Origin of the sequence: Sphingobium soli, from assembly GCF_020782245.1 — a bacterium.
GTDB classification, from domain to species: domain Bacteria; phylum Pseudomonadota; class Alphaproteobacteria; order Sphingomonadales; family Sphingomonadaceae; genus Sphingobium; species Sphingobium soli.
In genome coordinates this window covers 18,313-43,216 of record NZ_JAJGNP010000011.1, presented here as the reverse complement: position 1 = coordinate 43,216, position 24,904 = coordinate 18,313, and the positions used below count along the sequence as shown (strand labels likewise).

The window sequence follows — 24,904 nt, the reverse complement described above, 5'->3', positions numbered from 1 at the left end:
TCAACGGATAAGAGCCTAAAAACCGGCCGGAAACTGGTGCAGGCCATCATCGCCGATCCGCAGCACGACCTTGCCCGCGACTGCGCTCATCGGCAACTCGCCATATAGGTGTGGGAACAATGCGCCGCCGCGTGACACTTCCCATTTGACCGCGTCGCCGAAGGGCGCAAGGTCGATCATCAGCATGACGAGTCGATCCTGACCGGCAAAATGCTTCGCCACCGTGTCTGCCGCCTGCTCGCGCGTCGACATATGCATATAGCCATCAGCCAGATCGACCGACGCGCCCTTGAACACGCCGTCGGCCTTGAACTGGTCAAACTGTTCGGCGGTCAGTACCTTGTAGGCGAACAGCTCGTTCATGCCTCGCTGCTGTCGGTTTCACCGTCCAGATCGGCCTCCGCCTCGCTTTCCTCAATCTTCGCGGCACTGACGACATGTTCATTGTCCGCCACGTTAAACAGACGCACGCCCGCCGAATTGCGGCCGATGACGCGCAGCGAATCAAGGCCCATGCGGATCAGCTTCGCCTGATCCGTCACCAGCATCAGCTGGTCCGCACGGGTTGCGGGGAAGCTCGCGACCACCGGTCCGTTGCGGCCGATATTGTCGATATTGGTGATGCCCTGGCCGCCGCGCCCGGTCCGGCGATATTCATAGGCCGACGACAATTTGCCGTAGCCGTTCGCACAGACGGTGAGAATGAATTGCTCATTCTCCTGCATTCGGGCGAACATCGCCTGATCCTGCATCTCGCCGTCCTTCTCCGGCTTCCAGGGGGCGAAGCGCAAATATTCCTCGCGCTGTTCGCCGTCCGCGCCCGAACGATGGAGCACCGACAGCGAAATGACCGCGTCGCCGTCCGCCAGCTTCATGCCGCGCACGCCGGTGGAGTTGCGGCTCTGAAACTCGCGAACATCCTCTGCCTGGAATCGGATCGCCTTGCCCTGACGGGTGGCGAGCAGCACGTCGTCGCTTTCATCCAGCAAGGCGACGCCGATCAGGCGGTCGTCCTCATCCTCGCCCTCGAACTTCATCGCGATCTTGCCGTTGGACGGCACATTGGCGAAGGCGTCCATGCTGTTGCGACGGACCGATCCCATGGCGGTCGCGAACATGACGTGCAGCTTGCCCCATTCCTCCTCGTCCTCCGGCAGCGGCAGGACGGTGGAAATGGTTTCGCCCGGCCCCAGCGGCAGCAGGTTGACCATCGGCCGTCCGCGCGTCGCCGGCCCGCCTTCGGGAAGGCGCCAGACCTTGAGGCGATAGACCTTGCCGGCGGTCGAGAAGAACAGCACCGGCGTATGGGTCGATGTGACGAACAATTCGGTAATGGCGTCCTCATCCTTGGTCGCCATGCCGCTGCGGCCCTTGCCGCCCCGCGCCTGCGCCCGAAAGGTGTCGAGCGGGGTGCGCTTGATATAGCCCTGCATGGTCACGGTGACGACCATGTCCTCCCGCTCGATCAGGTCCTCGTCCTCGATCCCGTCGGCCGCAGCGGTGATTTCCGACAGGCGCGGTGTCGCGAACTCGCGCTCGATCGCTTCCAGCTCCTCGCGCATCACCGCATAGAGCTTCACGCGGTCGGCGAGGATAGCGAGATATTCGGTAATGGCTTCGGCCAGTTCGGCCAGTTCCTTGCCGATCTCATCGCGGCCCAGCGCGGTCAGCCGATGCAGGCGCAGGTCCAGGATCGCGCGCACCTGAATGTCGCTCAGCCTGTAGCTGTCGCCATCGATGTCGTTTTCAATCGCTTCGACCAGGCGGAGATAGGGCGCGATCTCGCCGATCGGCCATTCCTTCGCCAGCAACGTCTCGCGCGCCTCGGCCGGGCTGGCCGATCCGCGTATAATCTTCACCACCTCGTCCAGATTGGTGACCGCAACGACCAGGCCAAGCAGGATATGCGCGCGATCGCGCGCCTTGTTCAGCTCATATTTGGTGCGGCGGGTGATGACCTCTTCGCGGAACTTGATGAAGGCCTCTATGATATCGCGAAGGCCAAGGATTTCCGGGCGACCGCCCCGGATGGCGAGCATGTTCGCGGGGAAGCTCGATTGCGCCGGCGTGTTCCGCCACAGCTGGTTCAGCACGACCTCCGGCGTCGCGTCGCGCTTCAGATCCATGACGATGCGAACGCCCTCGCGGTTCGATTCGTCACGAATGTCGCTGATGCCCTCGATCCGCTTGTCCTTGGCGGCCTCGGCGATCTTCTCGACCAGGCCGGACTTGCCGACCTGATAGGGGATCGATGTCAGCACGATGGATCGGCGGTCGCCGCGCCCTTCCTCAACATCATGGCGCGCGCGCATGATGATGGAACCGCGACCGGTGTTGTAGGCGCTGCGCGCGCCGGACTGACCCAGGATCAGCGGCGCCGTCGGAAAATCGGGACCGGGGACGATCTGAATCAGTTCGTCCGTGCTGATGCCGGGATTGTCGATATAGGCAAGGCAGGCGCGCAGCACTTCGCCCAGATTGTGCGGCGGAATGTTGGTCGCCATGCCGACCGCGATGCCGCCCGCGCCATTGACCAGCAGATTGGGGAAGCGCGCCGGCAGCACCTGCGGCTCGTTTTCCGACGCGTCATAATTGGGCTGGAAATCGACCGTGTCCTTGTCCAGATCGTCCAGCAGCGCGGTCGCGACCTTGGCAAGCCGCGCTTCGGTGTAGCGCATCGCGGCTGGCGGATCAGGGTCCATCGACCCGAAATTGCCCTGACCGTCGATCAGCGGGACGCGCATCGACCAGTCCTGCGTCATGCGCGCCAACGCGTCGTAGATCGAACTGTCGCCATGCGGGTGATATTTACCCATCACCTCGCCGACCAGGCGCGCGGACTTGCGATAGGGACGATTGTAGACGAAGCCCGATTCCTGGGCCGAAAAGAGAATGCGGCGGTGCACCGGCTTCAGCCCGTCGCGCACGTCCGGCAAGGCGCGGGCGACGATAACGGACATGGCGTAGTCAAGATAACTGGCCTTCATCTCATCCACGATGGAGATGGGGCTGATGTCCGAAGGGTCGGCGAGGACGGTCTCGTCGGTCAATGCGATTCTCTTTTTGGATGGTGCGTTGCGATGGGCAAGCACTAGCCCAGCGAAACAAATCTGTCACCCCTCGCGCGCGCGCGCTTGTCGCGCGTCCCTGGCGTGCGGCCCGGAACGAAAGGTCCGCATAGAGGTTGCAAATCACTGCGATTTAGGGTTGTTCAAAGCCCGTTCACGCGCCGGCCCCTAACCGGCTACCAAACCCTGGAAGGTCGCCTGAATGCAGGCGTAGAGGAGATGAGGATCATGCGTTTTGTAACCCCGGTGGCGCTCGCGCTGACCTTGGCGATGGCTGGCGGCGCGGTTTCCGCCCCCGCTTTCGCCGCGAAAAAGGAAGAGAAGAAAGCCGGACCAAAGCTGAACGTCACGCCCGATGTGCTCAAGGCGTTGCAGGTTGCGCAGAAGGCGTCTGAGGCCAAGGATTTGGCCGCTACAAAGACGGCGCTCGCCGAAGCGGACAGCAAGGCGACGTCGAATGACGACAAATATCAGATCGGCGCGATCAAGCTGAACGCAGGCATCGGCAATAATGACGAAGCGCTCAAGATGGAGGGCCTCAACCAGATGCTCGACAGCGGTCTGACGCCGCCGGAGCAGGCTGGCCAGTTCAATGCTGTTGCCGCCGATGCCGCGCTGGGGCAGAAAAATTACGACGTCGCGATCCAGCGCGGCGAGGCGGCTCTTGCGGCCGGTTACAAGCCCGAAGCCGTGCAGCCGACCATTGCTCAGGCCTATTTCGGCAAGGCCGGCACGACCAACACGTCGGCCGAGCCTGCGCGCGGTTTCACGCAGAAGGGCTTGGCTGCGCTCAAGGCGGCGGCCGAGGCGTCCAAGGCATCGGGTCAGCAGGTTCCCGCGCAATGGTATCAGATCGGCGTCAGCCGCTCTGAAGCGGCCAAGCTGCCCGAGGTGACGGAGTGGGCCACGATGGCCTATCGGGCGGATCCGAGCGGACAGAATCTGCGCACGCTGGTTCGCCTGTTCCAGCGCGCCAATCCCAACATCACCAATCGCGAAAATCTGGACGTTCTGCGCCTGCTTGGGGCGTCGGACGGACTGGTCGTCGCGCAGGACTTCACCGAATATGCCGAAATGGCGTCGAAGACCGGCATTTATGGCGAGGTCAAGTCGGTGATCGACAAGGGGCGGTCGAAGGGTGTGCTGAACGCAAGCCAGGGCGGAGACCTCTATCAGACCGCGGTTCCGAAGATTTCGAGCGATAAAAGCACATTGGGCGCTGCCGAAGCGGATGCCCAGAAAGCGGCCAATGGCAAGATCGCGGCCGCGACCGGTGACGCCTATCTGGGCTATGGCGACTATGCCAAGGCCGCTGCGATGTTCGAGCTGGCCAAACAAAAGGGCAGCGTCGACGCGGATGAGGTGAACACGCGTCTGGGCATCGCCAAGACGCTGGGTGGCGACATGGCAGGCGCAAAGGCCGCGTTCGAAGCGGTGCAAAGCGGCGCGCGCAAGCAGATCGCCGCTCTGTGGCTGGCCTATCTTGGCACGAAGGGCGCCTGACGGCGCAGGGCCGCCGGGGCCGATCATGGCCCCGGCGGCGTTCTAGTGTTCGGGCGGAGCAGATAAAGCGTTGGCATCGCACCGACGGCAATGACGGGATTGGCGGGGGCTTTTGTGGGTAGTTTGAACGGATTGCGTGGCGGCCTGTTGATGGCAGTCGCCCTTGGCGCGCTGGTGGCGACGCCTGTATCGGCAAAAAAGAAGAAGATCGTCGTGGCCGGGCCGCCGATCACCATGTCCGATGGCTTTCGTGCCAGCGCGGCGTCCGCGGAAACCGCGTTGAAGGCGCGCGATACGGCGACGGCCGCCGCCCGCATTGGCGCCTTGTCGCCGACATCGGAGTTCGAAACCTATGTCGCTGCCGCCATGCGCTACCAACTTGCGGTGCAGCGCCGCGACGTGCAGGCACAGCGGATCGCGCTCACCGATCTTTTCAAGAGCCCTGAACTGCCCAAGGCGGAAGCACCGCGGCTGCGCTATGTTGCGGGCTATCTGTCGTTCCTGGTCGGCAATTATGACGATGCGACCGCGCAACTCGATTACGCCAAGACGCTGGGCTATGACGGCATCGACGCGACCATGCTGCGCGCGGATATCGCGCTGCGCCGGAACAAGCCGAAGGAAGCGCGACCCCTGTTGCGCGAAGCGCTTGCCCGTCAGCGCGCTTCTGGCGAAGAGGTGCCGCTGGCATGGATCGACCGCGCGATCTCGCTCGCCTATCAGGCGCAGGACTTCAACGAGGTGGGCGCGCTATATCGTGAACGCCTGGCCCGCACGGCAACGCCGCAGGACTGGCGCTCGGCCCTGACCAATTATCTGTCCGCCGCCGGACTGGAGGCGCAGGCGCAACTGGATCTTTATCGGCTACAGGCCGCCAATGGCGCGATGGCCAGCGAGCGGGATTATCAGGCCTATGCGCAGCTAGCGGAAAAGAATGGCTTTTATGCCGAGGCGAAGGCCATTATCGAAGCGGGACGCAAGGCTGGCAAACTGACCGCGAAACAGGCGGCCACGAGCCAGCTGCTCAAATCGGTCACGCCCAAGGCGACCAAGGAGATTGCCGCCCTGCCAGCGATGGCGAAGAAGGCGGCCAGCGCTTCGACCGGCAAGGATGCGCTTGCCCTGGGCGACAATTATATGTCGCTCGCGCAATTCCCGCAGGCGGTCGAACAATATCGGCTGGCGCTGTCCAAGGGCAGTGTGGACGTGGGCCGCGTCAACGCGCGGCTGGGCATCGCATTGGCGCGTTCGGGCGATTATGCCGGCGCGCAGGCGGCGCTTGCCCAGGCGAGCGACAGTGACTGGGCCAATGTGGCCGGCTTCTGGTCGACCTGGATCGACCAGCAAAACCAGAAGGCCAGCGCCGCCTGACGGCATTGGCGCGCCGCTGTCGGTTCAGACCGGCAGTGGCACGCCCGGCTGGTTTTTCGACGTCCGGATCGTCAGTGATGTCTTGACGCTGACGACATTGGGCGCCGGCGTCAATTTCGACGTCAGGAACTGCTGGAAGCTTTGGAGGTCCCTGGCGACAACCTTCAGGATGAAGTCGATCTCGCCATTCAGCATGTGGCATTCGCGCACTTCTGGCAGGTCGTCGACATGCTCCTGAAACGCTTTCAGGTCCGCTTCCGCCTGGCTCTTGAGGCTTACCATGGCGAACACGGTGATGGTGTAGCCCAGCATGGCAGGGTCCACGACGGCATGATAGGAAGTGATGGCGCCCGACTCCTCCAGCGCGCGCACACGGCGCAGGCAGGGTGGCGCGGTCAGTCCAACCTTGCGCGCCAGTTCCACGTTTGTCATCCGCCCGTCATTCTGCAATTCGCCGAGGATTTGCAAGTCGATGTCGTCGATATTGGGGCCGGCCATTATCCTGATTATTTCCTATCCTGTGTGATGGCCTCATCATAATAATATTTCAGGGCATTGCAATTGTCCCACTATGCGACGGGTCGTTTCTGTCGCATGCCGTGCCCCTTCCCCTGGAGCGAACATCGGCCTATCGATGGGGTAGCAACGCGCGATCGCGTAGTTTGATGGGGAATATGGTGCGGTTCAACGATCTCTTGCAAACGGTACTGGCAGCGGAAAGCCGCTCTGGACTGAGCGCGGTGACGTTGTGGCGGCAGTGCGTCGATCTTCTGGCGCAGCATGATCGTCCGGACAGGAACGGCATGGCGGACGAGGAGCGGGACCTGCTGCTCGACCGCCTTTCGACCCTGCGGCCCCAGTTGAGCGAAGCGCAACGAATCGCAACGGTCGTGGAATTGGGGCGGCGTCTGCGGTCACCGGCGCTCATCTGTTTCTTCGCCAATGACCGACCATCGGTCGCAGCCGCAGCCATCGCGCGTGCCCAGCTGCCCGACCTGGCGTGGGCGGAAATCCTGCAGCATCTGACGCCGACGGCCCGTGGCGTGCTTCGTGGTCGACGCGATATCGGTCCCTATACGCGCAAGGCGTTGGAAGCGTTCGGCTCGGCCGATCTGGTGCTGACCGCCGCGCCTCGAGCTGCGGATCAGGATCAGGATGACGATGCGCTGCTTTTGACGGAAGAAGCGGAGCCCGATCCGCACATGGCAAGCGCGAATGACCTGAGCGTCGCGTCCCCCAAAATCGGCGCATCCGGCCATGATGAGGACCAAATTCGGAACCTCGTTGACCGGATCGCGGAATTTACGAGCAATCGCCGCCCGGTCGGTGAGGCACGGGCCGATGATGTGGCGCGCAATGACGCGCCTCGGTCCTTCGCATTCGAGACGGATGCCTCCGGGGCCATCCTCTGGATCGACCAGGGGCCACGGGCGGCTTTGATCGGTCTCACGCTGGGCGAAGCCGCCCTGGAGGGCGGGAGCGGTCCGGACGGGCATGTGGCCGGCGCCTTCGCCCGACGCAGCGGCTTTCAAAATGGTCGCTTCACGATCGTGGATGGAGTCATGACGGGCGAATGGCGCATGTCCGCCGTTCCGTTCTTCGACGCAAAATCCGGCCGGTTTCAAGGGTTTCGCGGGGAAGCGCGGCGTCCCTATCTGCACGAAGTCGCGGCCCGGACGACGCCTGCTCCCATGGAGATCACAGGTTTGTCGGCCGATTCGTTGCGGCAATTGGTGCATGAACTGCGCACGCCCTTGAATGCGATCCTGGGCTTTGCCGAGATCATCGAGCAGGAATTATTCGGCGCGGTCGGCATGCAATATCGCGAGATGGCGGGCAATATCGCGGTAGACGCGCGGCATTTGCTGGTTGCATTCGAGGATCTGGATCTGGCCGCGCGCGTTTCGCGCGGCGATGGCAATGGCGCGCCGAAACTGATCGATCCCGACCGGCTGGTGACGCAGGTGATCGACCGTTTCAGGGAGCAAGGCGGCCTGGAACTGCCGACGATCGACATCGCAATCGCGTCCGATCTGCCGCAGATTCTGGTCGATCCGGTTCAGGGTGAGCGCATGGTGCAACATCTTTTGCGAACGATGGTGTCCGTCGCGCCGCGGGACGAAGCGGTGACGGGGGCCTGCTGGCTGCGTCCGGATGCCGGTCATGGCTGTGTCGTGCTGGCGGTCGACCGCCCATCGACGCTGATCGGGCTTGAAGAAGGGCAATTGCTGGATCCTGGCTACAGCGCGGACGGCAATTGGGTCGATGGTCCACTGCTAGGCCTTGGATTTTCACTGCGATTGATCCGCAGCCTTGCGAGCGCCTGTGGCGGATCGCTGGAAATAGAGGCGCGCCGGATGATATTGAGCATTCCGGTTGCGGGCGTGGCGAGCGGAGCAGTCGATATCCGCTGACCGTGGGTGTCATCGCAACCCTATGGCAACCATTGGACGCTAGGGGATGTGCATGATCGCTTCTTCGCATGACGGCAACCTGCTGCTGCCTCCACTGGACCGGGATCGGATACGGCTTGAACCGGGCTTTGGCACGCGATTCATGCTTTTCGTGGACACAGAGGAAGAATTTGATTGGGACGGCCCATTCCGCCGCACCGGTCATTGCGTCACCGCGCTTGAGGGATTGGCGCGGGGGCAGGCCTATTTTCAATCCGCTGGGGTAAAGCCGATTTACGTCACCGACTATCCCATCGTGGAATCGGAAAAGGCCGTGGCGTTGCTTGGGCAATGGCGGGCGGATGGATCGGCCGACCTTGGCGCGCATCTGCATCCCTGGGTCAATCCGCCGCATTTGGAAGAGGTGAACGCCGCAAATTCCTATGTCGGCTTTCTTCCAGAGGCGATTGAACGCGCCAAGCTGGACGCTTTGTGCAACCAGATGGAGGCACGCTTTGGCGCTCGTCCGATCTGCTATCGGGCAGGCCGGTACGGCGTAGGGCCGCACAGCGCGCGGCTCCTGGAGGAAGCGGGATTCAGGCTCGACACATCGGTGCGGAGCCGGTTTGACTACAGCGAACAGCATGGACCTGATTTTCAGGGGTTGCCCCAATGTCCCTATTGGGCGGCACCCGGCCGCTCGCTGATCGAGCTTCCCTTGTCGACGGCTTTTGTCGGGCTGGCGCGTGGCGGGGGTGAGGCGTTGTACCGCGCGGCACATAGGGTCAGGCCGCTGGCCGGCGTTTTGTCGCGCGCCCGCCTGATCAGCCGCGTGCCATTAACGCCGGAAGGCGTTCCGGTGCGTGACGCGATCGCGGCCATCGACGCGCTGATCGAAGAGGGGGTGCAACTGCTCAATTTCAGCTTCCACTCGCCCACCTTGGCGCCCGGCCATACGCCTTATGTGCGCAGCGAGGCGGATCTCACGGATTTCTACAAATGGTGGGATGCGGTGCTGGCCCACATGGCGCGCCGCGGCGTCGCTCCCGCTAGCCTCGATGAATTGCTCGCAGCCGTTCCACCCCGTGCCGAGGCTTGCAAAGCGGCGTGATGCTGCCTATCCGACGCCTAAGGTGGGGCCTGTAGCTCAATGGTTAGAGCTGGCCGCTCATAACGGCTAGGTTGCGGGTTCGAGTCCTGCCGGGCCCACCAACACTCGATTTCATGAACATTATGCGGTATCATAAATCCCTGTGAATCAGGGATTTGTGAGCCGTTCTTCATCCATAATGTCTCAGGATGTATCGGGGTATCTCACGAATCGTGGGGTATCGGTGGGGGTATCGAAACCAATTTTTGGGGTATCGATGACTCTTACATACGCTGAAGCGAAAAACGCCGCCGCCACCGGGCGGAACTACAAGATGACCGATTCTGCTGGTCTCTATCTCTATGTAACAAAGGCCGGCGCGAAGTCGTGGCGGTTCAGATATCATTTTGCTGATCGCGAGAAGCTTGTCACTTTCGGGCTGTTCCCCGAGGTCGGGCTTGCCGAAGCGCGTGATAGGCAAAAAGAGGCACGCGAGTTGCTCCGGCAGGGCATCGACCCTGCAGTGGAGTTTCTCCGACGAAAGGCGCAGGCCGTAGTTCAGGCGGACGCCAGTTTTCGCGCCAAGGCCGAAGAATGGCTCACGGAGAACGAGCCTTGGTGGTCTGCCGCCAATGCCTTCAGGGTACGATCGAGGATCGAGAAGGACATCTATCCCGAGTTCGGGAAGCTGCCTGTCAGTCAGGTCACCAGCGAAATGGTACTGATCGCACTCCGGAAAATCGAACGTCGGGGCGCGATAGAAACTGCGAAGCGGGTCCGCGGCTACATCCTGGGTATTCTCAAGCGCGCTCGCGGCGAGGGCCTGGTGACCACAGAAACGATCGTTAGCGTCGAGATCGTCGCTGATGCGCTGAAGCGCTCGCCTCCGGGGATCAAGCAACCAGCGCTCACGCGCGTATCGCAGCTGCGCGAATTTCAGAAACGCGTCGATCTCTCGACCGGTGGCCCGTTGAGCAAACTTGCCTCCCGGCTGCTTGCTCTCACCGCCGTCCGTGTCGGCGTCCTTCGAACTGCTGAGTGGGACGAGTTTGAAGGTATCGACTGGGAAGATCCCGACAAGCCTGCGCCCGCGGCAATCTGGCGGATTCCCGCCGAGCGGATGAAGCTGGCGGTCGAGGACAAAAGCAATGCCGCGTTCGGCCACGACGTGCCGCTCTCTTGGCAGGCCGTCGAAACGCTTCGAGCCGTAAGGGTACTCACCGGAAAGTTCAGCCTCGTCTTTCCGAGCAGCAGGTCCTGGCGTCTGCCGATGAGTGACGCGGCTGTCAGCACCTTATACAAGCGGATCGGGAATGGCGCCTACAAAGGGAAGATGGTGCCGCACGGCTGGCGTTCGGCTTTTTCGACCGTGATGAACGAACGAGCTGCAGAACTCGAGCGTGACGGCGATCGCATGATCATCGATCTTGTACTGTCGCATGTGCCCAAGGGCGTATCGGCGTCGGAATGGGCCTATAACCGCGCACGCTATTTTAAGCCGCGTCGGGAGATGTTGCAGGCTTGGGCTGACCTGATCGGCGACGGGCTGGAAAATCCATTCGCCTTGGTGAATGTGAAAATGGTCAAAGGAAGGACGCTCTCACGCTGGGAGAGCACGCCAACTGGGCCAAACATCATCCAGTTCAGGCCGGCCCGACGTTAGGCCAGTCGATTCTGTCCATTAGGTCCAAGCGGAGATTTGCCATGGAAAGGCGTTGCGTTTGTGGGAATCCATTTCCCACAAACGTTATGTCGCAAGCGGTAATGCACAGCCCGAAAGCCTCGAAAACTGATCCGCAACCTTCCTGACCGCTAAAGCATCGACACCCATCTCGATGAGAAACTTCCTTTGAATGCCAGGAGGGACCTCGGAGAAGAATGAAAAGACGAGAGCGTTGAAGGCGTTCGCGCTTTGCACATCGATGAGAAGTTTGGCCAACTCATGCGCAGAAAGATCCGTCCCGTAAGGAGCGCTAATTGTTGCCAGAACCTGTGTCGCTACGCTGCTCATCCAACTACCTGTCGCGACTTCTAATGATGTGAAATCACAATATTTCTGACCTAGATCATTAACCTGCAGTGAGCGCAAACGACAAATATTCGCCTCAGGTTTTCGCGATCTGGCTAGCTGACGGCTTTTTCATCTAATAGCGACCTGACCGATTCCATGGGCAACAGCAGAACCAGTTCGCCTAAAGGCGAAGCTATGAAACCATGCCGAGCGTAGAATGCGGCCGCCTTTTCATCGATCGCATGAACGACCACGGCCCTGGCACCAACGATTTCCGATGCTGCCGCGCAGCGGCGAAGCGCATCTGCCAACAGGTCGGCGCCAAGCCCAATACCTTGAAATCTCGCATCGACCGCGAGCCGGGCAACCAGTAGCAGCGGCACTTGCTCGGGCATTCCGCGGCGCAGCTTTGCGGATGGCAGCGCCACGCGCTGCTCCATCGCAGTGGTGATCGTGTAGTAGCCGACCACCCTTTGGCGCTGTGCCGCGTCGCACACCACGTAGGTACGCGCCGAATTGCCTTCGCTTGCGAGCGCCCGATCATGCAACCATGCATCGAGCGATTCATGCACGCCATTCGTGAAGTCGTTGACTTCATGTTGTGCGGCCAAGCGCTCAGGCGCGGTGACGCGAATTTCTGCCATGGATCGCTCGCGAACCGACCGTCAGCGTTCCCAGGACGGCTTCCGCTGCATCAGCTTTTTTAGCTGCTCTGACGGCGCCGGGGAAGAATCTAGCGTTGCCAGGAACTGCTCGTGCTGCTCTGCGTCCAGAAAGAACGTGCGCTGGTCCAGGATCGCATCTTCGGCTTCCCGGCGTGCGCTGTCGAGCATGAACTCGGAGAGCTTCTGACCACGTAAAGACGCAGCGCGGGTGAGGATGGCTTTCATGCTTGCAGAGGCACGAATCTGAATGACATCATTCTTGGGCGCTGGAGTACGGCGGGTAGAATGAGGTTGTGCGGTCTGTGCCATGGTTCCAAGCTTTCTTTCAGATACCCGATATGTCGATCCGTCATGACAATGTCAATACACGTCGCCGAGGTCGTGGAACCACGATCCAGTCTTACCGACGAACACTGCCCGGCTATCATACGCCAACGAACTTGGCGCATAGACAAGAGCGGCGATTAGTATTTATTGGAGCCGGCTATCATCGGGGCGGGGATCGCCTCGTGACCGACCGTATGAAGGCCTGTGGGTTTGCGATAAAATCCTCGATGTCGCTGCCATACCATCCAACGCATCTTGGACTGATTTGCTGGCGACTGGGGAAGTTGCCCGCCGCTTCCAATCTGTAGATTGTTGCGCGTGAGAGACCAGTCCGCTGAGCAACCATGGCAATGCGCCAGAGGGAATCAATGCGACGATCCTTCGCAGAAGATGTGACGAGCTCCGCAGTGTCCGGGGGCATCGAAACTTTTTTAGGCATCAATCAACCTCTTGAATGAGGTCTGCCCGGCCAAAAGAAATGATGCCCCGGAATCGCAGGAAAATCAATTGATTTGCTCGATTTATCTGATGGCTACGGCATTTTGTGAGAGCGAAAACTGAACCCGAAATGGGGCACCGACGAAGGGAAGGGGGAGGACGCGAAGGGTAGCAGGGGATTGGAGTGATCGGATCTTGGTTAACCAACTGACGGGAGGACGAAACTTCCTGTTTCCGGAGCGTTAGCTATTTTCCGCGCGGCTCCAAGATGGTAGGTTCGGCGAAGAGGAATTGATGATGGCTGCAACCTTTGAACCCAATGATGCGGATCGGGATCCCGGCGAACTTCGTCTCAGGAATTGGCTTTGGCGACCCTGGTACGCGAAGCTCTGGTGGAGCGGCGTGCCAGCCTATTGGCTTGGCATGCTCGCTGCCATTCGGTTTGATGGGTTAGCGTCGATCTATCATTCGGCGTTTGGAGGATATCTCAACATCGTCTTCTTCCCTCCTGTGATGGCGCTCGTTCTCTCGTTCGGATTTCTCAAACGCTGGCTAGCCAGCTTGCCCGCTCTTGAGAACGATGAATTCGACGAGGAGGAATACTGGAGAAAGCGAAGGCTTGGCCCATCGGGCATGCCAAAGGAGGTTGATCCGCTTGAGCCTAGCTCCGGTGTATTTTGGCTCGGCAGTCCGCTAAATCCACTCAATCCCGGCTACATCAATCGCGGGTCTTAAACGCTGGATTTCCATCCGTTGGTCCGTGCCCGAGATCTGTCGAAAGGCGGCCTGTGCGAAGGATCGACGATTGCTCCAGAGATGTGACAGGCGCGCTAATGTCTGTGGTGCCGCGACCGCTATCTGCTTCGCGCAAATATCTATTCCGCAAGCCCTGCGGACCAAGAATATCGGTTGCAAGGTGACCGGCGAACGCATCCGCGGGGTTCCCGGATTTGGAGGCAGCCTGCTCGGCATTTGAAATTGCCTGGCGGACATCATAATTCACTATGTTGAGTTGAGCGCTAGCAACTTCGTTGGTCGATCCTGTCTCCTGGCTTGAAAAACCGATTGATCCGCTCACTCGGCCAGCGGCAGCATTCGGTTGCGATTTGCGGCTTTGGCTGCGCCCACTCGATGTTGAACCTCCAATCTCGCCCTGCGCTGATATGCTGAACGTGTTCTGATCCTGTGCAAATCGGGCGATTGAGCGATCCCACCCTGTCTGCGAAATAATGGCCTGCACATCGCGCTGTAGCGTGTCCGCTATTTGCGGCTTCAAGCGCCAATTGCCCTTCCGGTCCATCTCGAACCCGCCCTTGAGCCAATTCGCCATGGCGGCGTGACCTTCGGCACCACCGCCCATGAAATGCTCGATCGTGTCGGGTCCAGCCTGCTTGCCCGCCTCGAACCGCGTGCTTGTGTCGTTGCGAGCCGATTTTGCGAACCCTGCGCTGCTCGAAACGAGGAGGTCATTATGAGCCAAGCTGAAGCGGGCATGGCCGCCATTGGCGACCGCGCCGAGCTGGCTCTCGTTGAGCAGGCCGGCCTGCCACATCTGGGCGGCCGTCGCCGGGGTGAGATTCATCCTGAAATCGCCATTCTGGTCCATGGCGATCTGGCGCTTGCTCATTTCGATGCCGTTGGCCCGCAAGAGCGCCTGCATACGTGACAGACGCTCGCGCTCGACAATGCTGGTCATCCGGACGTTTCGTGCCCGGTCGGCGATGCCTTCAGCGCCGCCTTCCGCCATGTCGAGCTGATTGCCACTCGTATCCGCCAGCGCCCGAATGAAGCTGTCGAGGCGGGCGGCCTCGCGCGTCGACATGCCGGCCGCCTCGGCACCTTGCGCGAAACCGAAACTCTCCGACTGACGCCGCTGCTCGCCGATCCGGGCGGCGCCGCGCGTGCCGTCATGCCCGATCTCCTTCTGGGCGTCGAGCTTGCCCGACCGCTCGGCAAAATCGTAGCCGGCGGCCTCCCGGGTCCGACCGTAAACGCTGGTGCCTTCGCGCGCGGCTTCGGCCGTCGCCCCATCCGCCGTGCCAAGATCGGTCGCCGCCCGATAGGTTTCGAGGGCCTTGGTGACTTGGGCCTCATTGCGGCCAGTAGCGCGGGAGAGTTGGGTGATGGCGGAGGAGCGCGCTTCGCCGGAGAGAGCATTGATGAAGGCGATGCGGCGACTCATTTCATCAACAGGAAGACCGAGCATGCCTGCGGCGTCGCGCTGACCCTCGTTGCCGCCCGTCCGATGGGCCTGTTCGGTCGCGACATTGCGCCGTTCCACCTGGGTGACCCGGTCACCCGCATAATCGCGACGGCCCTCCATGGCGCCAACCTGGACCTGGGCCGAGGTCAGATCATTGCGCAACATCTCCTCCTGCGCATAGCTGTTGGCGATGAGCTTGGCGAAGGTGGGATCGGCGCTTGCCTCTGCGATGACGCCGCTTGCCTTGAGCGCCGCGTCCTGCGGAGAATATCCGCCGCGCTCGAAGTGCCGCGTCGCCGCCTGCATCATCATGCCATAGGCGCGGGTGTCGCCGAAAGCCCGCCACTGGACCAGACCTTGGGTGAAAGCGCCAAATGCCTTCTCGCCCGCTTCGCCTTTCCCGAAATAGCTGGTTCCAAGACTGCGCAGAGCATCCTTCTCGGCAAAATTATGGATCGCGCCGGTCGCCGCAGCGGCGCGCACAGCGCTGGCCGTCGCCGGATCGTTGAGGTCTCGGCCGTGCAGGGCGGGCGCAAGGCCGCCCAGTTCGCGGGCGGCGTCGATCGATCCCAGACCCATCGCCGCACTGCCCGGTGCCCCACCGCCATGTGCTGCGTCGACGGCACCCGCCGCGCCGAAGCTGCGGTTGGTGCCGAAGGTCGAGCGCTCACCAAAATCCCCGAACCCCGAAGCGGCCGAGCGGCGGCTGCCTGTGCCCATGGCGGAGGCTTGGGCCTCCAGCGCCGAGGCGAAGCCTTCTGTGGTCGAGACCCCCGCCGCCGCCGCCGATCCCTGGGCCTGTACCCCGAGCGACCCGCCGGTGAAAGACGAGAAAACGTTGCCCGAGAAGCGGAACACCGTGAACACGAAGGCACCGGCAAGGCCTGCCGCCGCCGTGCGGAAGCTGCCGAAAATGGCGAGCGCCTTCATTGCGGAGGAGGGGGCAAGCATCCAGGTCGTGGCCGAAACATGACTGGAGCGCATCTCGGCCAAGACCGCCATCGCGCGTCCCAGGGTCAGTTGATAGATGCCTGCGTCGATGACGCCCCAGAGCGCCACGAACACGAAGAGGCCCAGCGCAAAGCTCGCGACCCGCAGGTTGATCGGGGTGAGGATGAACAGCAGCGCGATCGGCATCATGAAGAGCATGATCCCGAACACCGTGGCCCGGATCGTCGGCATCCATTCATTGGCGGTCGACATGGTGGCAAGGCCGCCCGCCACCACCGCGCGATTGGCCATGACGCGAGCGGCCGTCGCTGGGCTGTCCTCGAACAGTACATCGCCCACGCTGTTTCCAAGCAGGAGGTTGGTGAAGAAGGCCTGGACGGTGAGCGGCGTTCCCAGCATCATGTCACCCATCTCAGCCAGATTGCTGCGGCAGCGCGCAAGTTGATCCGCCTTGGCGATGTCATAGCCGGTGCGCTGGCAGACCTGAGAGGAATAGCCCTCGAAGATCGCCGGGTCGGAGAGCCGGTCGGCGATATGCGTCCAGGCCTCGTTGCAGCTGACCGTCGTTCCGCCCTTGTCCGAGGCGGTGAAGACGGTGCTGAAGGTCGACGGCCCCGCCATCGCGGCGAAGGATGAGGGGAGGTCCGAACTGGTACGGAAAAGCTGGTCGTCATCGATGCCGTAGGCCGGAGAGACACGGGCGACCGGATAGCATTGGCGGACATAATCCATGATCGTCGCATCGAGAAACGCATCGGTCATCGGCCCGCGCGGGCTTACAGCATTGAGAAACAGATCGAACGCATGGCCGCCCGCGCCGAACTCGAGCTTGGCATGCGGGTCGAGCGTATTGTCGTCGATCGTCTCGGCGAGCGCCCGTTCCATCATGTTGGTGACGCCCGCCACCAGAACTATGAGATTGGGAACGTCTCCGACCGGCTGATAGGCGTTGCGCACCCGATCATAGACATCGACGGTGCCCGTCGTCGCAACAAGGCCGACGAACAGCCCGATGCCAACCAGCATCTGGAGGCCAAAAGCAACCAGCCCCATGCCCGTGCCACGGATCATGGCGAGCACCGCGCCAAGCGCCATTCCGACGACCGCGACGATCAGCACCAGCGTCTCGTAGCGCGGATCGGCAAAGATCATCGATACGAGCCGAAAGGCATCCACAGTCTCGGCAAAGCCGTCATAGGTGTGGAAGCTTGTTTCCAGGGCATAAGCGGGGGAGGCGACGAACAAGCTGGCGAGACTGCCAATCAGCGCGGGCAAGCGGATCATGCGACGCATGGTATCGATCCTTCAGCGGTTGCGGCTGGCGGCGGTGCCGGCGGCGTCACGCGCGTCCCGGTCGCGCTGGCGGATGAGGCCGGCATAGCCCGTCGAAAGGTTCGCCTGGGAAAGCGCCGCCATATAGGATTGGCGCATTTGCGCGCGCTGGCGGAGCACCTCTTCGCGCAGGTCGCGCAGTTGCTCGATGCCCTTTGTAAGGATCCGGGTCTGGCAGATGTTGGCGCTCGTCCCATCGGCGGCGCCTGCCGCGCTGGTGCCGCGTTCGGCATTGGAGATCGCAAAATCGATGCTGCGGGTAAGGTCGTTCAGCATCTGATAGGCAAGCGTCAGCGCGACCAGTTCGTCGGTATCGCCGATAACCGAGTCGACCACGTCTTGGCGCACGCCCCATTCGAGCATTCGATAGACGGGAAGGGTCCTCACATTGGCGACGAACTGCCGCTCCTCGGCTGTCAGAGCGGCGCGCGTCCTGATCTTCTCGGCGATCGAGGTCATGCGCTCGCGGGTGAGGGCCAGCGCGCCCTTGGCTCCGTCCTGCGTGCAGTCGGCGGCGGTCGCGGGCATGTTGAGGGCGCGGCGCATGACCCGACCGCTCAGAAAATCCTCCGAAGATTCGGTGTCCTGTCCGGCGCAGGCGGGGATGGCCGAGAAGAGAGGAACTTTGTCGGTCGCGTCCCAGCGCATATAGACGTCGCCCACGCGCGCGCGCATGACGCTCGCCCAATCGGCGGCGCCTACGCGGGCAGCGGCATGCGAGAGCAGCGACCCGGTGCGGAAGATGTCGGTGACTTCGGCCGGGCAGTTGGCGAGCGCGTCCTTCAAATCCTCGGTCGGGCTGTTCCCGTTTGCCTGGATCTTCTCGCGGCTCTGCTGATAGCTTTTGGCGTAGCCTTCCTTTACCGACTTGTAGCCGGTCATCTCCTCGATGATGCCCGACATATTATCATCGCCCTTGGCGATCTGGACCATCCGGTTGGCAAGACGGCAGTCGTTGACCTGGATGGAATTGAGAAAATTGGTGGCCGCCTCCATCTTCGAGATGATGTTCCCCATCTTCTCGTCGAGCGTCTCGAGCAGATATTGGAAGGCGACAGCGGGCGCGGCCTGAAGGATGCTTTCCAACTTCTGGACGAGATAGTCGGGATCGAGGAAGGACATGCCTCCGAGGAACATGTCGATGCCGCCGCAGCCTGCCTTCACCTTGGGCATGGTGAGACTCATCAGATAGTCGCTATGGACATCGATCCGGCCCGACATGCCGCCGGCCGTCACATAGCCGCGCGTCTGGTCCTCGAAGCTGCCGGGGCTGGTATAGGTCACATTGTCGAACCAATGTTCCGCCCAGCTTTGGGCGTGGGCAGGCGCCATGGTGCCGCAACTCGCGAGGAGCGTGGCAAGCAGCGCGGTCCAGCGACCGGGTCGCGCACGGAATGTCAGATGCAAACGGGCAGGGGTGCAGCGATCGGCCATGGCGGACTCCAGGGGTTTGGGGAAGTGGAGTGAAGGTCAGAGCCCGCCATTGCTCAGTCCTTCACTTTGCTGATTGTTTGAGAGGGCGCCGGAGCGCTGACGATACCGGTGAACTTTGCCATCGCGCGTACGCCGACCGCCGCCCGCACGCCGGTCTGCATCTTGATCCCGAGATAAATGTTGCGCGCGAGATTGGCCGCGTGATCCGTTCCGATCGCGATCGGCAGGGTGCGGGTCTCATCGGACACGGGTCGAAGCCAGGCGACGGGATGGCCGATCCAGGGGAGACCGAGCCGTCCTGAGCGGAGCATCGCCTGGTCCCTGCCGAGCGGCCGGACCGTCAGACCATATCGGACTTTGAGCGCGTGAAGTTTCGACCAGAGATCGCCGCATGGCAGACAGCCTGGCGCGGTGCTCATCTCGATGACGAACGCGGCACCCTGGCCTTGCAACGCTGCTTCGAAATCCGGCGGATAATCAACGGTTCGAGGAACACGGGCGAGCCAGCCCTGCATTTCGCGGGCGCTGGACACCGGATGGATAGCGGCGCGGGCGGCTTGAACCCGGTCAGGCTTCGCCCGGTCCAGCTGAGCGTGGACCGAGAGCGGCAACGAACCCAGGAGCGCTATCCATGTTCCGAGGGGACGGACTCTCACGGGCGGCTCCCGCCTGGATTTGCCATCGGATCAGCAGCCGCGACCGGGCCATTGGCCAGCGCGTCGAAGAAGCCATTCTCTTCGCCGGCGCCCGTGAGGAACTGTTCGGGCCTGATGTCGCCCGAGAGCAATTTTACCGCCTGATAGGCAGTCTGGATGAGCGTCGGGAAAGCTTCGACCCCATTGGCGATGACCATGCGCTGCGCGGAATTGCGGCGGATGACCATGGTGGTCGGCGTCACCTCGACGCCAAAGCGGGCGCCGAGTTCCGGTCGCCGGTCGAGATCCTCGCGGATGATCTGCCAGCCTGTTTCCTCCTGGAAGCGCTGAATGATCGGCCATTGCACCCGGCAATAGCCGCAGGAAGTGCGCGAGAACATGACGAGCGCGAATTCCGGGCCGCGCGAGCGGAGATAGGAGCGGCGCACCGCATCCTTCTGTGCGCTGAGTGCATCGCGGGCGTCGCCGATCATGGGATTGGCGGATTTGGCGTTGAGCTCCGGATGGGCGAGCATCGCCAACTGGGTGACGCCGGCAAAAGCCCGCGCCTTGCGGCGCGCAAAATCCTCCAAACGCCAAAAATCGGACACCGCCTCGACGGTAAGGACGGTTGCTGCATAGTCGCGCTGGTCGGCGATCAGCTTGGCGATCCGTGGCGGACTCCATCGGGCGAGTTCGGCCATAGGCGGAATGACGGGCGCTGGCGGCACATCATCGGGCGGCGTCTCGGCGGGATCGGCCTTCGGGCGATACCACCAGTAGCCTTGCCGGATCGTGTCCGCCGCAACGGCTGCCGTTGGGAGCAGCAGGCCAGCCACGGCCAGCAGAACGAGCGCGCGCTTCACAGGATGCGCTCCATACGGGTGAGGCGATCGAGCCTGACCGGCCCGAAATAGCGGCTGTCAAACCCTCCGGCGTGGTCGGAACCGACATAGATATAGCCCGAAGGGATCGGCCGATCGCCCCAGCGCAGATGCGGAAGGGGGCGGCCGTCGCGGCCGAAGGGGCGGCTAGCGCCGAGGAAGGTGCGGCCACAATAATACCAGCCACGGGTGCCTTCCCGGCCGTCGACCGAAAGCCGCTCGATTTCGCGGAGGCGCTCGCCGGGGAGGCACAGCGCCCGCTTGGTAACGCTCACCGGCTTCGGGCCTGCGATGGGATGGGAGAGCATGAACTCGACGAGATCGCTCTTGCGGATCGTTCCAGGTGCACGTCGCACGGCCCAGGCGTCGATCGACGGACTCATGACGAGCGTTACGCCCGGCAGGCCGAGCCAGGTAAGCGTTGCGATCGGCAGGATGACCGCGAGGTTCAGGGTCAGTCGCCTGTTGTCGGCAGGCTGGTTCCCGACCGCTCCGCCCAGCGCGCGGGCCGCCTGGATGGGCAGGACCTTGAGAGCAGGCCAGAGCCGTCTAGCGGCGAGACAGGCGAGACGCAGCATCGCGGACCTCCTCCTTGCCGCCGAGGCGGGCATATTCGTCCATCAGTCCTGAAAGGGCCGCGTCGCCAAAGACGAGATGGCTGGCGCGGGGCGCAACCTCCTCGTCGCGCTCGCAATAGGGAAGGGTGGGATCGCCCGGCACCATGGCGAATGCGGGAACTTGGGCTACGCCGTGCTGGCGGAAGAGGATCGGGTCGACGACGATCTGGACATTGCGCATCGTGCAGGCCGGGCCTTCGCAGCCCGGATCGACGCGAAGGATCTGCGCTGTCAGTTTCGCCATTGGGCCGATTTTGGTCAGGCCCCCAGGGACGCCGCGAAAAGCGATGACCCCGCCCACTGTTTCGAGCTGCGCGGCGTAGTTGCGCAGGGTCTGAAGCGGCATGGATGAAGAGGCGAACAGCATCGGCACCCAGTTCTTTGCCGAAGGCGCCGCGTGCCCGTCCTTTGACTTTTTGGTATCAATCGGCGCGGCGAGGCCGAGGGCTTCGTAAAGGCGGGCTTGCATGGCGTCATGCTCGGCCGCCATGCGCAGCCTGGCGTTCTCCCGGTCCTCCCGCGCCCGCGCCTCGATTTGTGAAAAGCGGCCCTTTTGCCGCATCGCTTCGAACGCGCGGCGGCGCATGGGCTGCGATGGTTCGGGAATGCCGGTTGGACCAGAAATTGTGGGGCGGTCCGATGCCAGCAGTTGGCTGTCGCTGGTGCTCGGGCCGCTCTGTGCCGCCAGCGCAGGGCTGGCGGCACAGAGCGCGGCTACGGCACCGGCGCACAGCAGCCGTTCAGGGGTGGATGATGCTGAGCGTCGCATCGATCTTCTCCTTCATGTCGATCTGAATGTCGGATTGGGCGCGGGCTTCGATGTCCGAATAATATTCGGAGAGGTCCATTCGGCTGAAATCGAGCGCCTGGAACTCTTCGGCGGAAAAGCCGCGGCAATAGGGATGTTCGGGCGTACCCCAGCCAAGGCTGTTGAAGGCCGCCAGCTGGGGGCGGCCCTGCTCCTGGATGATGCGGCCGAGCCTGGTGTTGAAGCAGCAGTGACCGCGCGCCTTCTGGATGCAGATGCCAAGGATACTGGATGAGCAATAGGTGCCGACCTCATGGCACATGCCCGAGCCGCGCAGCATGCCGGTCTCCATATCCTGTTGGTCGCAGCCCTGGAGCAGCACCTCGATCATATAGTTGATGGCCAGGCTGATCGCGATCGAGGTGGGATCGATGCCGACGATGATCGCATGGGCGCCCGCCGAGGCTGCTTCGCCCGCTGTCGCTCCGGCCTTGAAGGCGGTATAGGCCGCTTTCACGCCCGTGAAGACGCCCTTGGCGATCGCGATCTTGGTGGTGATCGAGGTGAGCGAGCCGCCCATCCCGTCCTTCACGATCTTGCCCTTGTCCTTGCAGCAATTCTGGAAGGTGACGCTGGCGCCGGGTGGCCGGCAACGCAGCGCCCGCCCGCCGAATATCTCGATGGTGCCAAGACAATTGCCGTCGGCATCGACCGGCCCGTCATTGGGTGCGCCTGGATCATCGACGACTTCCTCATTATCGATCGGCGTGGCAGCGGTATCGATACAGCTATTGGGCGAGCAGGCCGGCACGCCCCCAGTCGTCGGTGTGTAGCAGGCAAAAGCGGCTCCAAGCGGACAGGCGTAGCCGCCCTGCGCGTCGGTCACGCAGTCGACCTGGCCAATCGGGCAGAGCGTGCCACCGTCCGCGGTTGCCAGGCACTGCGCCATCTCCCCCTCATCGGCGGCATCGCCATTGCCGTTGAGGTCCGCCGCGCAAATCTGCGCTGCGTGGGCGGACGGGCTCATGGCAATGCCAAGCGGCATCAGCGCACAGGCGAGCAAGACGAAGGATGAGAGCCAGTGGATCATCGAGCCACCGCCGTGCAGGCAAGGTCCGAGCCAGCGAGCCGGACCGTCTGCATCATCACCACCGCTTCGGGGAAGTCATTAAGGCAGCCGCAGGGTGAGACGATCTCTTCGCCCGCGCCCAGCGGACAGACATTGTCGCTTGAACAGACATGATAGAAGCTGTCCCAGCCGACGGGCACATTCTGCTTCTCCGCCACGGTTCCTGCCGGAGCGACGCCATCATTGGCGCTGGGCGCGCGGGTCTTGCAGATGGATTCGCATGCCGCAACGGCGGGGAGGTCGGGTAGCGCGAAGGCGCGGGTCAACTGGACGAGGGAGCCGTCGCTGGCCCGCGTCTGATCGGCGAGCATCGTCTCGGTCGAGTGATCGATGATATAGGCGGCACGGCTGAGATCAGGTTGCGCTGTTCCTGATGTGTCGACGATGCAGGCGTAGCGGCGGGTCCGCAAAAAGAAGTCGCGGCTATATTGGAAGGTGCAACTGCCCCTGCCGAACAGGCGGGTGAGGGGCAGGGGTTTGATCCCCGTGACGACGCCATTGCGGACAGTTTCTACGCCGTCGACATCTTCCTGGGACAGGTGGCAGGCAGGGTCACTCGCGTAGCCGGCACAGAGGTCAACCAGTCGCTCGCTGACCTCGCAGGTGGTGTCGACTTGGATCTCTACTGTGACATAACCCCAATTGCCGCCACCCCCGCCGCGCACCCGCGCGCTGACAGATGTCGCGCCGGACTTGAGCCTGTCGGTGAAATCGATGGGCGTGCGATTATACCGGGGATCATCGCTGATTCGGCAGTCGCCGGACGGCAGCCCATCGCCGGTCCACGGGCGCTTGCCGGCGTACCCCACAACCTGACCATTGATCCGTCCCTGGACCCAATCGTCTGCGCCCATTTCGATGATGCGCGCCGAGACGATCCGGTTCGGCATGAGCGGATTGAAGGTAACGGTATAGACGGGCGGGTTGCTGCCACAGCTCCCTGCACCCCGGATGTGGAAGCGCAGGCATCCGGTTCCGCAACTGCTGGTCGATGTGATCGACCCGCTGGCGGAGACGATATCACCAAAGCCCCATTCCTTGACGTTGATCTCGCGTTCGATTGTACAGGAGCGCGTTTCCTCCGCCTTGCCATTGCCGGCTGGCGATGCCGCCAGCGCAGTGAAGACCGAGCTCGTCTGCGTGGCTGCATAGGCATCGCCGTTGATCGCGGTCGGGTTGGAGCGATAGGCAGTCGCTGAGACACTTGGTGAGGCAGTACAAGCCGTGGTCTGCGCGCCGGTGTAGCGGATGACCGGGCCATCGATACTGGCCTGCGCCACCGCGATCCGGGGGTCTGCGGTTGTCAGCGCACCGATGACGCCCCCGCCCAGATCCTTTAGGATGGACGGTAGATTGCCCGAAGCAAGGTTGGCGCCGCAGCTTGCGTTGACGCAATAGCAACCGGAGAGGTCGGCTAGGTCGACCTGCGTGAGCTTCAGGTCACCCGTGCCGCCGACATCCCATTTGAAACTCTGGCACTGGTTCCAGCTTCCGGGGGAACAGGAAATCACGCCATTGGCGCAGATCCCCGAAACCGGGACCGGGAGGGTCAGCGTGGTGTCAAAGGCGCCGTCCAGATCCTTGTCGCGGGAAATGGTGAAGTGCGTGATGTCGCCGGTGCTGCCGGGCTGGACCAGCATCTCGAGCATGGTCGCGCTTTTCTGGCAGGCAAGGTTGGGCGTAAAGCTGCGGCTGTTGTCGACCGTGTTGACCGGCTGGTTGGCGAGGCCCGGCGTTAGGTAATTTTGACCAATCGCGTCGCTGTCGCTGGACTTGGCGCGCGACGCGGCAGCCGCCGCCCGCGCCCGTGCGTCCATGTCCTGAGCGAAGGCTGATTGCGCGAGCAGTGCTGACAGCATCGCTAGGCTGGTCTGGAGGCGTGTCCTCATGCCTCTTTCTCCCTAGTCCGCGAGCGTCCCATGGCGCGGAGCCGGAACAAGGGGCACGATCCGGCAATATCGGATGGTGCCGAGAGGCATTGGAAGGCAGCCCTTTCGTTGATGATGGTCAGCACGGCCAAAGCGGGCGAGGATTCAGGCAGAGGGGGGTATCCTCGCTCGCCGGGGGTACATCTGGCCGTGCTGACCTTCTTCCCATGCGTTTCC

At 62.5% G+C, this 24,904-nt stretch carries 21 protein-coding genes and 1 tRNA gene; 7 read left to right on the top strand and 15 right to left on the bottom strand.

The genetic code is table 11. The features are described 5' to 3' along the window. Positions 1–15: 15 nt before the first annotated feature. Together LL253_RS13325 and gyrA are read right to left on the bottom strand one after the other, a co-directional pair. On the bottom strand, positions 16–363 hold the full coding sequence (locus tag LL253_RS13325) for a DUF952 domain-containing protein (RefSeq protein WP_228227487.1): 348 nt from the start codon (positions 361–363) through the stop codon (positions 16–18). Beyond that, a complete protein-coding gene (gene gyrA / locus LL253_RS13320) occupies positions 360–3,050 on the bottom strand; it encodes a DNA gyrase subunit A (RefSeq protein ID WP_228227486.1) in 2,691 nt (896 codons plus the stop codon). The genes LL253_RS13325 and gyrA overlap by 4 nt, the downstream gene beginning before the upstream one ends. A gap of 246 nt (positions 3,051–3,296) precedes the next feature. Between gyrA and LL253_RS13315 the strand changes: the two genes are divergently transcribed. Then, complete coding sequence (locus LL253_RS13315) at positions 3,297–4,571, top strand: hypothetical protein (protein WP_228227485.1); 1,275 nt, start codon at positions 3,297–3,299, stop codon at positions 4,569–4,571. Between the two features lie 150 nt (positions 4,572–4,721). Next, the gene (locus tag LL253_RS13310; RefSeq protein ID WP_228227484.1) at positions 4,722–5,942 is read left to right on the top strand and encodes a hypothetical protein; all 1,221 of its coding nucleotides are present in this window, start codon (positions 4,722–4,724) and stop codon (positions 5,940–5,942) included. 24 nt (positions 5,943–5,966) lie between these two features. Here the strand turns inward: LL253_RS13310 and LL253_RS13305 are convergent, their stop codons facing one another. Continuing rightward, positions 5,967–6,440: an Lrp/AsnC family transcriptional regulator gene (locus LL253_RS13305; protein ID WP_009821827.1), complete on the bottom strand. Its 474-nt coding sequence runs from the start codon at positions 6,438–6,440 to the stop codon at positions 5,967–5,969. 176 nt (positions 6,441–6,616) lie between these two features. Between LL253_RS13305 and LL253_RS13300 the strand changes: the two genes are divergently transcribed. From LL253_RS13300 to LL253_RS13285, 4 genes are all read left to right on the top strand, one after another. After that, entirely contained in the window at positions 6,617–8,356 is a 1,740-nt protein-coding gene (locus tag LL253_RS13300; RefSeq protein ID WP_228227483.1) for a sensor histidine kinase, read from the top strand. Positions 8,357–8,408: 52 nt separating this feature from the next. Next, positions 8,409–9,446 (top strand): polysaccharide deacetylase family protein, encoded by a 1,038-nt coding sequence (locus LL253_RS13295; RefSeq protein ID WP_228227482.1) that lies wholly within the window; start codon positions 8,409–8,411, stop codon positions 9,444–9,446. Between the two features lie 25 nt (positions 9,447–9,471). Continuing rightward, positions 9,472–9,547: transfer RNA gene (locus LL253_RS13290), tRNA-Ile, on the top strand. 155 nt (positions 9,548–9,702) lie between these two features. After that, entirely contained in the window at positions 9,703–11,088 is a 1,386-nt protein-coding gene (locus LL253_RS13285) for a tyrosine-type recombinase/integrase (RefSeq protein ID WP_083951396.1), read from the top strand. Between the two features lie 84 nt (positions 11,089–11,172). Here the strand turns inward: LL253_RS13285 and LL253_RS13280 are convergent, their stop codons facing one another. The 4 genes from LL253_RS13280 to LL253_RS13265 form a co-directional block, all read right to left on the bottom strand. Next, entirely contained in the window at positions 11,173–11,436 is a 264-nt protein-coding gene (locus LL253_RS13280) for a hypothetical protein (protein ID WP_228227481.1), read from the bottom strand. A gap of 113 nt (positions 11,437–11,549) precedes the next feature. Continuing rightward, positions 11,550–12,080 (bottom strand): GNAT family N-acetyltransferase, encoded by a 531-nt coding sequence (locus LL253_RS13275; RefSeq protein WP_062734269.1) that lies wholly within the window; start codon positions 12,078–12,080, stop codon positions 11,550–11,552. Between the two features lie 21 nt (positions 12,081–12,101). Further along, complete coding sequence (locus tag LL253_RS13270; protein ID WP_062734267.1) at positions 12,102–12,410, bottom strand: type II toxin-antitoxin system TacA family antitoxin; 309 nt, start codon at positions 12,408–12,410, stop codon at positions 12,102–12,104. A gap of 178 nt (positions 12,411–12,588) precedes the next feature. Further along, complete coding sequence (locus tag LL253_RS13265) at positions 12,589–12,774, bottom strand: helix-turn-helix transcriptional regulator (RefSeq protein WP_228227532.1); 186 nt, start codon at positions 12,772–12,774, stop codon at positions 12,589–12,591. A 386-nt stretch (positions 12,775–13,160) separates the two neighbouring features. On the opposite strand from LL253_RS13265, the gene LL253_RS13260 reads away from it, so the two are divergent. Next, positions 13,161–13,601: a hypothetical protein gene (locus LL253_RS13260; protein WP_228227480.1), complete on the top strand. Its 441-nt coding sequence runs from the start codon at positions 13,161–13,163 to the stop codon at positions 13,599–13,601. Here LL253_RS13260 and LL253_RS13255 read toward each other — a convergent pair. The 8 genes from LL253_RS13255 to LL253_RS13220 all read right to left on the bottom strand — a co-directional run bounded on the left by LL253_RS13255 (position 13,585) and on the right by LL253_RS13220 (position 24,688). Continuing rightward, complete coding sequence (locus tag LL253_RS13255) at positions 13,585–17,304, bottom strand: conjugal transfer protein TraG N-terminal domain-containing protein (protein WP_407696103.1); 3,720 nt, start codon at positions 17,302–17,304, stop codon at positions 13,585–13,587. The genes LL253_RS13260 and LL253_RS13255 overlap by 17 nt on opposite strands. A 21-nt stretch (positions 17,305–17,325) precedes the next feature. Further along, positions 17,326–18,684, bottom strand: a complete 1,359-nt coding sequence (locus LL253_RS13250) for a conjugal transfer protein TraH (protein ID WP_228227531.1) — start codon at positions 18,682–18,684, stop codon at positions 17,326–17,328. A 155-nt stretch (positions 18,685–18,839) separates the two neighbouring features. Continuing rightward, a complete protein-coding gene (locus tag LL253_RS13245; RefSeq protein WP_228227478.1) occupies positions 18,840–19,301 on the bottom strand; it encodes a hypothetical protein in 462 nt (153 codons plus the stop codon). 137 nt (positions 19,302–19,438) lie between these two features. Then, on the bottom strand, positions 19,439–20,287 hold the full coding sequence (locus tag LL253_RS13240; RefSeq protein ID WP_062734263.1) for a conjugal transfer protein TraF: 849 nt from the start codon (positions 20,285–20,287) through the stop codon (positions 19,439–19,441). Continuing rightward, on the bottom strand, positions 20,284–20,883 hold the full coding sequence (locus LL253_RS13235) for a S26 family signal peptidase (protein ID WP_062734261.1): 600 nt from the start codon (positions 20,881–20,883) through the stop codon (positions 20,284–20,286). Before LL253_RS13235 ends, LL253_RS13240 begins: the two co-directional genes overlap by 4 nt. Further along, complete coding sequence (locus LL253_RS13230) at positions 20,855–21,691, bottom strand: type-F conjugative transfer system pilin assembly protein TrbC (protein ID WP_083951392.1); 837 nt, start codon at positions 21,689–21,691, stop codon at positions 20,855–20,857. The genes LL253_RS13235 and LL253_RS13230 overlap by 29 nt, the downstream gene beginning before the upstream one ends. After that, the gene (gene traN, locus LL253_RS13225) at positions 21,663–22,697 is read right to left on the bottom strand and encodes a conjugal transfer protein TraN (RefSeq protein ID WP_174525673.1); all 1,035 of its coding nucleotides are present in this window, start codon (positions 22,695–22,697) and stop codon (positions 21,663–21,665) included. The genes LL253_RS13230 and traN overlap by 29 nt, the downstream gene beginning before the upstream one ends. A 59-nt stretch (positions 22,698–22,756) precedes the next feature. Further along, a complete protein-coding gene (locus tag LL253_RS13220) occupies positions 22,757–24,688 on the bottom strand; it encodes a hypothetical protein (RefSeq protein ID WP_228227477.1) in 1,932 nt (643 codons plus the stop codon). Between the last annotated feature and the right edge of the window lie 216 nt (positions 24,689–24,904).

Excerpts from the sequence above, each read along its gene's own strand:
- LL253_RS13245 (WP_228227478.1), bottom strand. The coding sequence starts at position 19,301 with ATGCAGGGCTGGCTCGCCCGTGTTCCTCGAACCGTTGATTATCCGCCG.
- LL253_RS13270 (WP_062734267.1), bottom strand. The coding sequence starts at position 12,410 with ATGGCACAGACCGCACAACCTCATTCTACCCGCCGTACTCCAGCGCCC.
- LL253_RS13255 (WP_407696103.1), bottom strand. The coding sequence starts at position 17,304 with ATGATCCGCTTGCCCGCGCTGATTGGCAGTCTCGCCAGCTTGTTCGTC.
- LL253_RS13235 (WP_062734261.1), bottom strand. The coding sequence starts at position 20,883 with ATGCTGCGTCTCGCCTGTCTCGCCGCTAGACGGCTCTGGCCTGCTCTC.
- LL253_RS13220 (WP_228227477.1), bottom strand. The coding sequence starts at position 24,688 with ATGAGGACACGCCTCCAGACCAGCCTAGCGATGCTGTCAGCACTGCTC.
- LL253_RS13230 (WP_083951392.1), bottom strand. The coding sequence starts at position 21,691 with ATGCGACGCTCAGCATCATCCACCCCTGAACGGCTGCTGTGCGCCGGT.
- LL253_RS13325 (WP_228227487.1), bottom strand. The coding sequence starts at position 363 with ATGAACGAGCTGTTCGCCTACAAGGTACTGACCGCCGAACAGTTTGAC.
- LL253_RS13265 (WP_228227532.1), bottom strand. The coding sequence starts at position 12,774 with ATGGTTGCTCAGCGGACTGGTCTCTCACGCGCAACAATCTACAGATTG.
- traN (WP_174525673.1), bottom strand. The coding sequence starts at position 22,697 with ATGAGCCCGTCCGCCCACGCAGCGCAGATTTGCGCGGCGGACCTCAAC.
- LL253_RS13280 (WP_228227481.1), bottom strand. The coding sequence starts at position 11,436 with ATGAGCAGCGTAGCGACACAGGTTCTGGCAACAATTAGCGCTCCTTAC.
- LL253_RS13275 (WP_062734269.1), bottom strand. The coding sequence starts at position 12,080 with ATGGCAGAAATTCGCGTCACCGCGCCTGAGCGCTTGGCCGCACAACAT.
- LL253_RS13315 (WP_228227485.1), top strand. The coding sequence starts at position 3,297 with ATGCGTTTTGTAACCCCGGTGGCGCTCGCGCTGACCTTGGCGATGGCT.
- LL253_RS13260 (WP_228227480.1), top strand. The coding sequence starts at position 13,161 with ATGATGGCTGCAACCTTTGAACCCAATGATGCGGATCGGGATCCCGGC.
- LL253_RS13305 (WP_009821827.1), bottom strand. The coding sequence starts at position 6,440 with ATGGCCGGCCCCAATATCGACGACATCGACTTGCAAATCCTCGGCGAA.
- LL253_RS13300 (WP_228227483.1), top strand. The coding sequence starts at position 6,617 with ATGGTGCGGTTCAACGATCTCTTGCAAACGGTACTGGCAGCGGAAAGC.
- LL253_RS13310 (WP_228227484.1), top strand. The coding sequence starts at position 4,722 with ATGGCAGTCGCCCTTGGCGCGCTGGTGGCGACGCCTGTATCGGCAAAA.
- LL253_RS13285 (WP_083951396.1), top strand. The coding sequence starts at position 9,703 with ATGACTCTTACATACGCTGAAGCGAAAAACGCCGCCGCCACCGGGCGG.
- LL253_RS13250 (WP_228227531.1), bottom strand. The coding sequence starts at position 18,684 with ATGGCGCCTGCCCACGCCCAAAGCTGGGCGGAACATTGGTTCGACAAT.
- LL253_RS13295 (WP_228227482.1), top strand. The coding sequence starts at position 8,409 with ATGATCGCTTCTTCGCATGACGGCAACCTGCTGCTGCCTCCACTGGAC.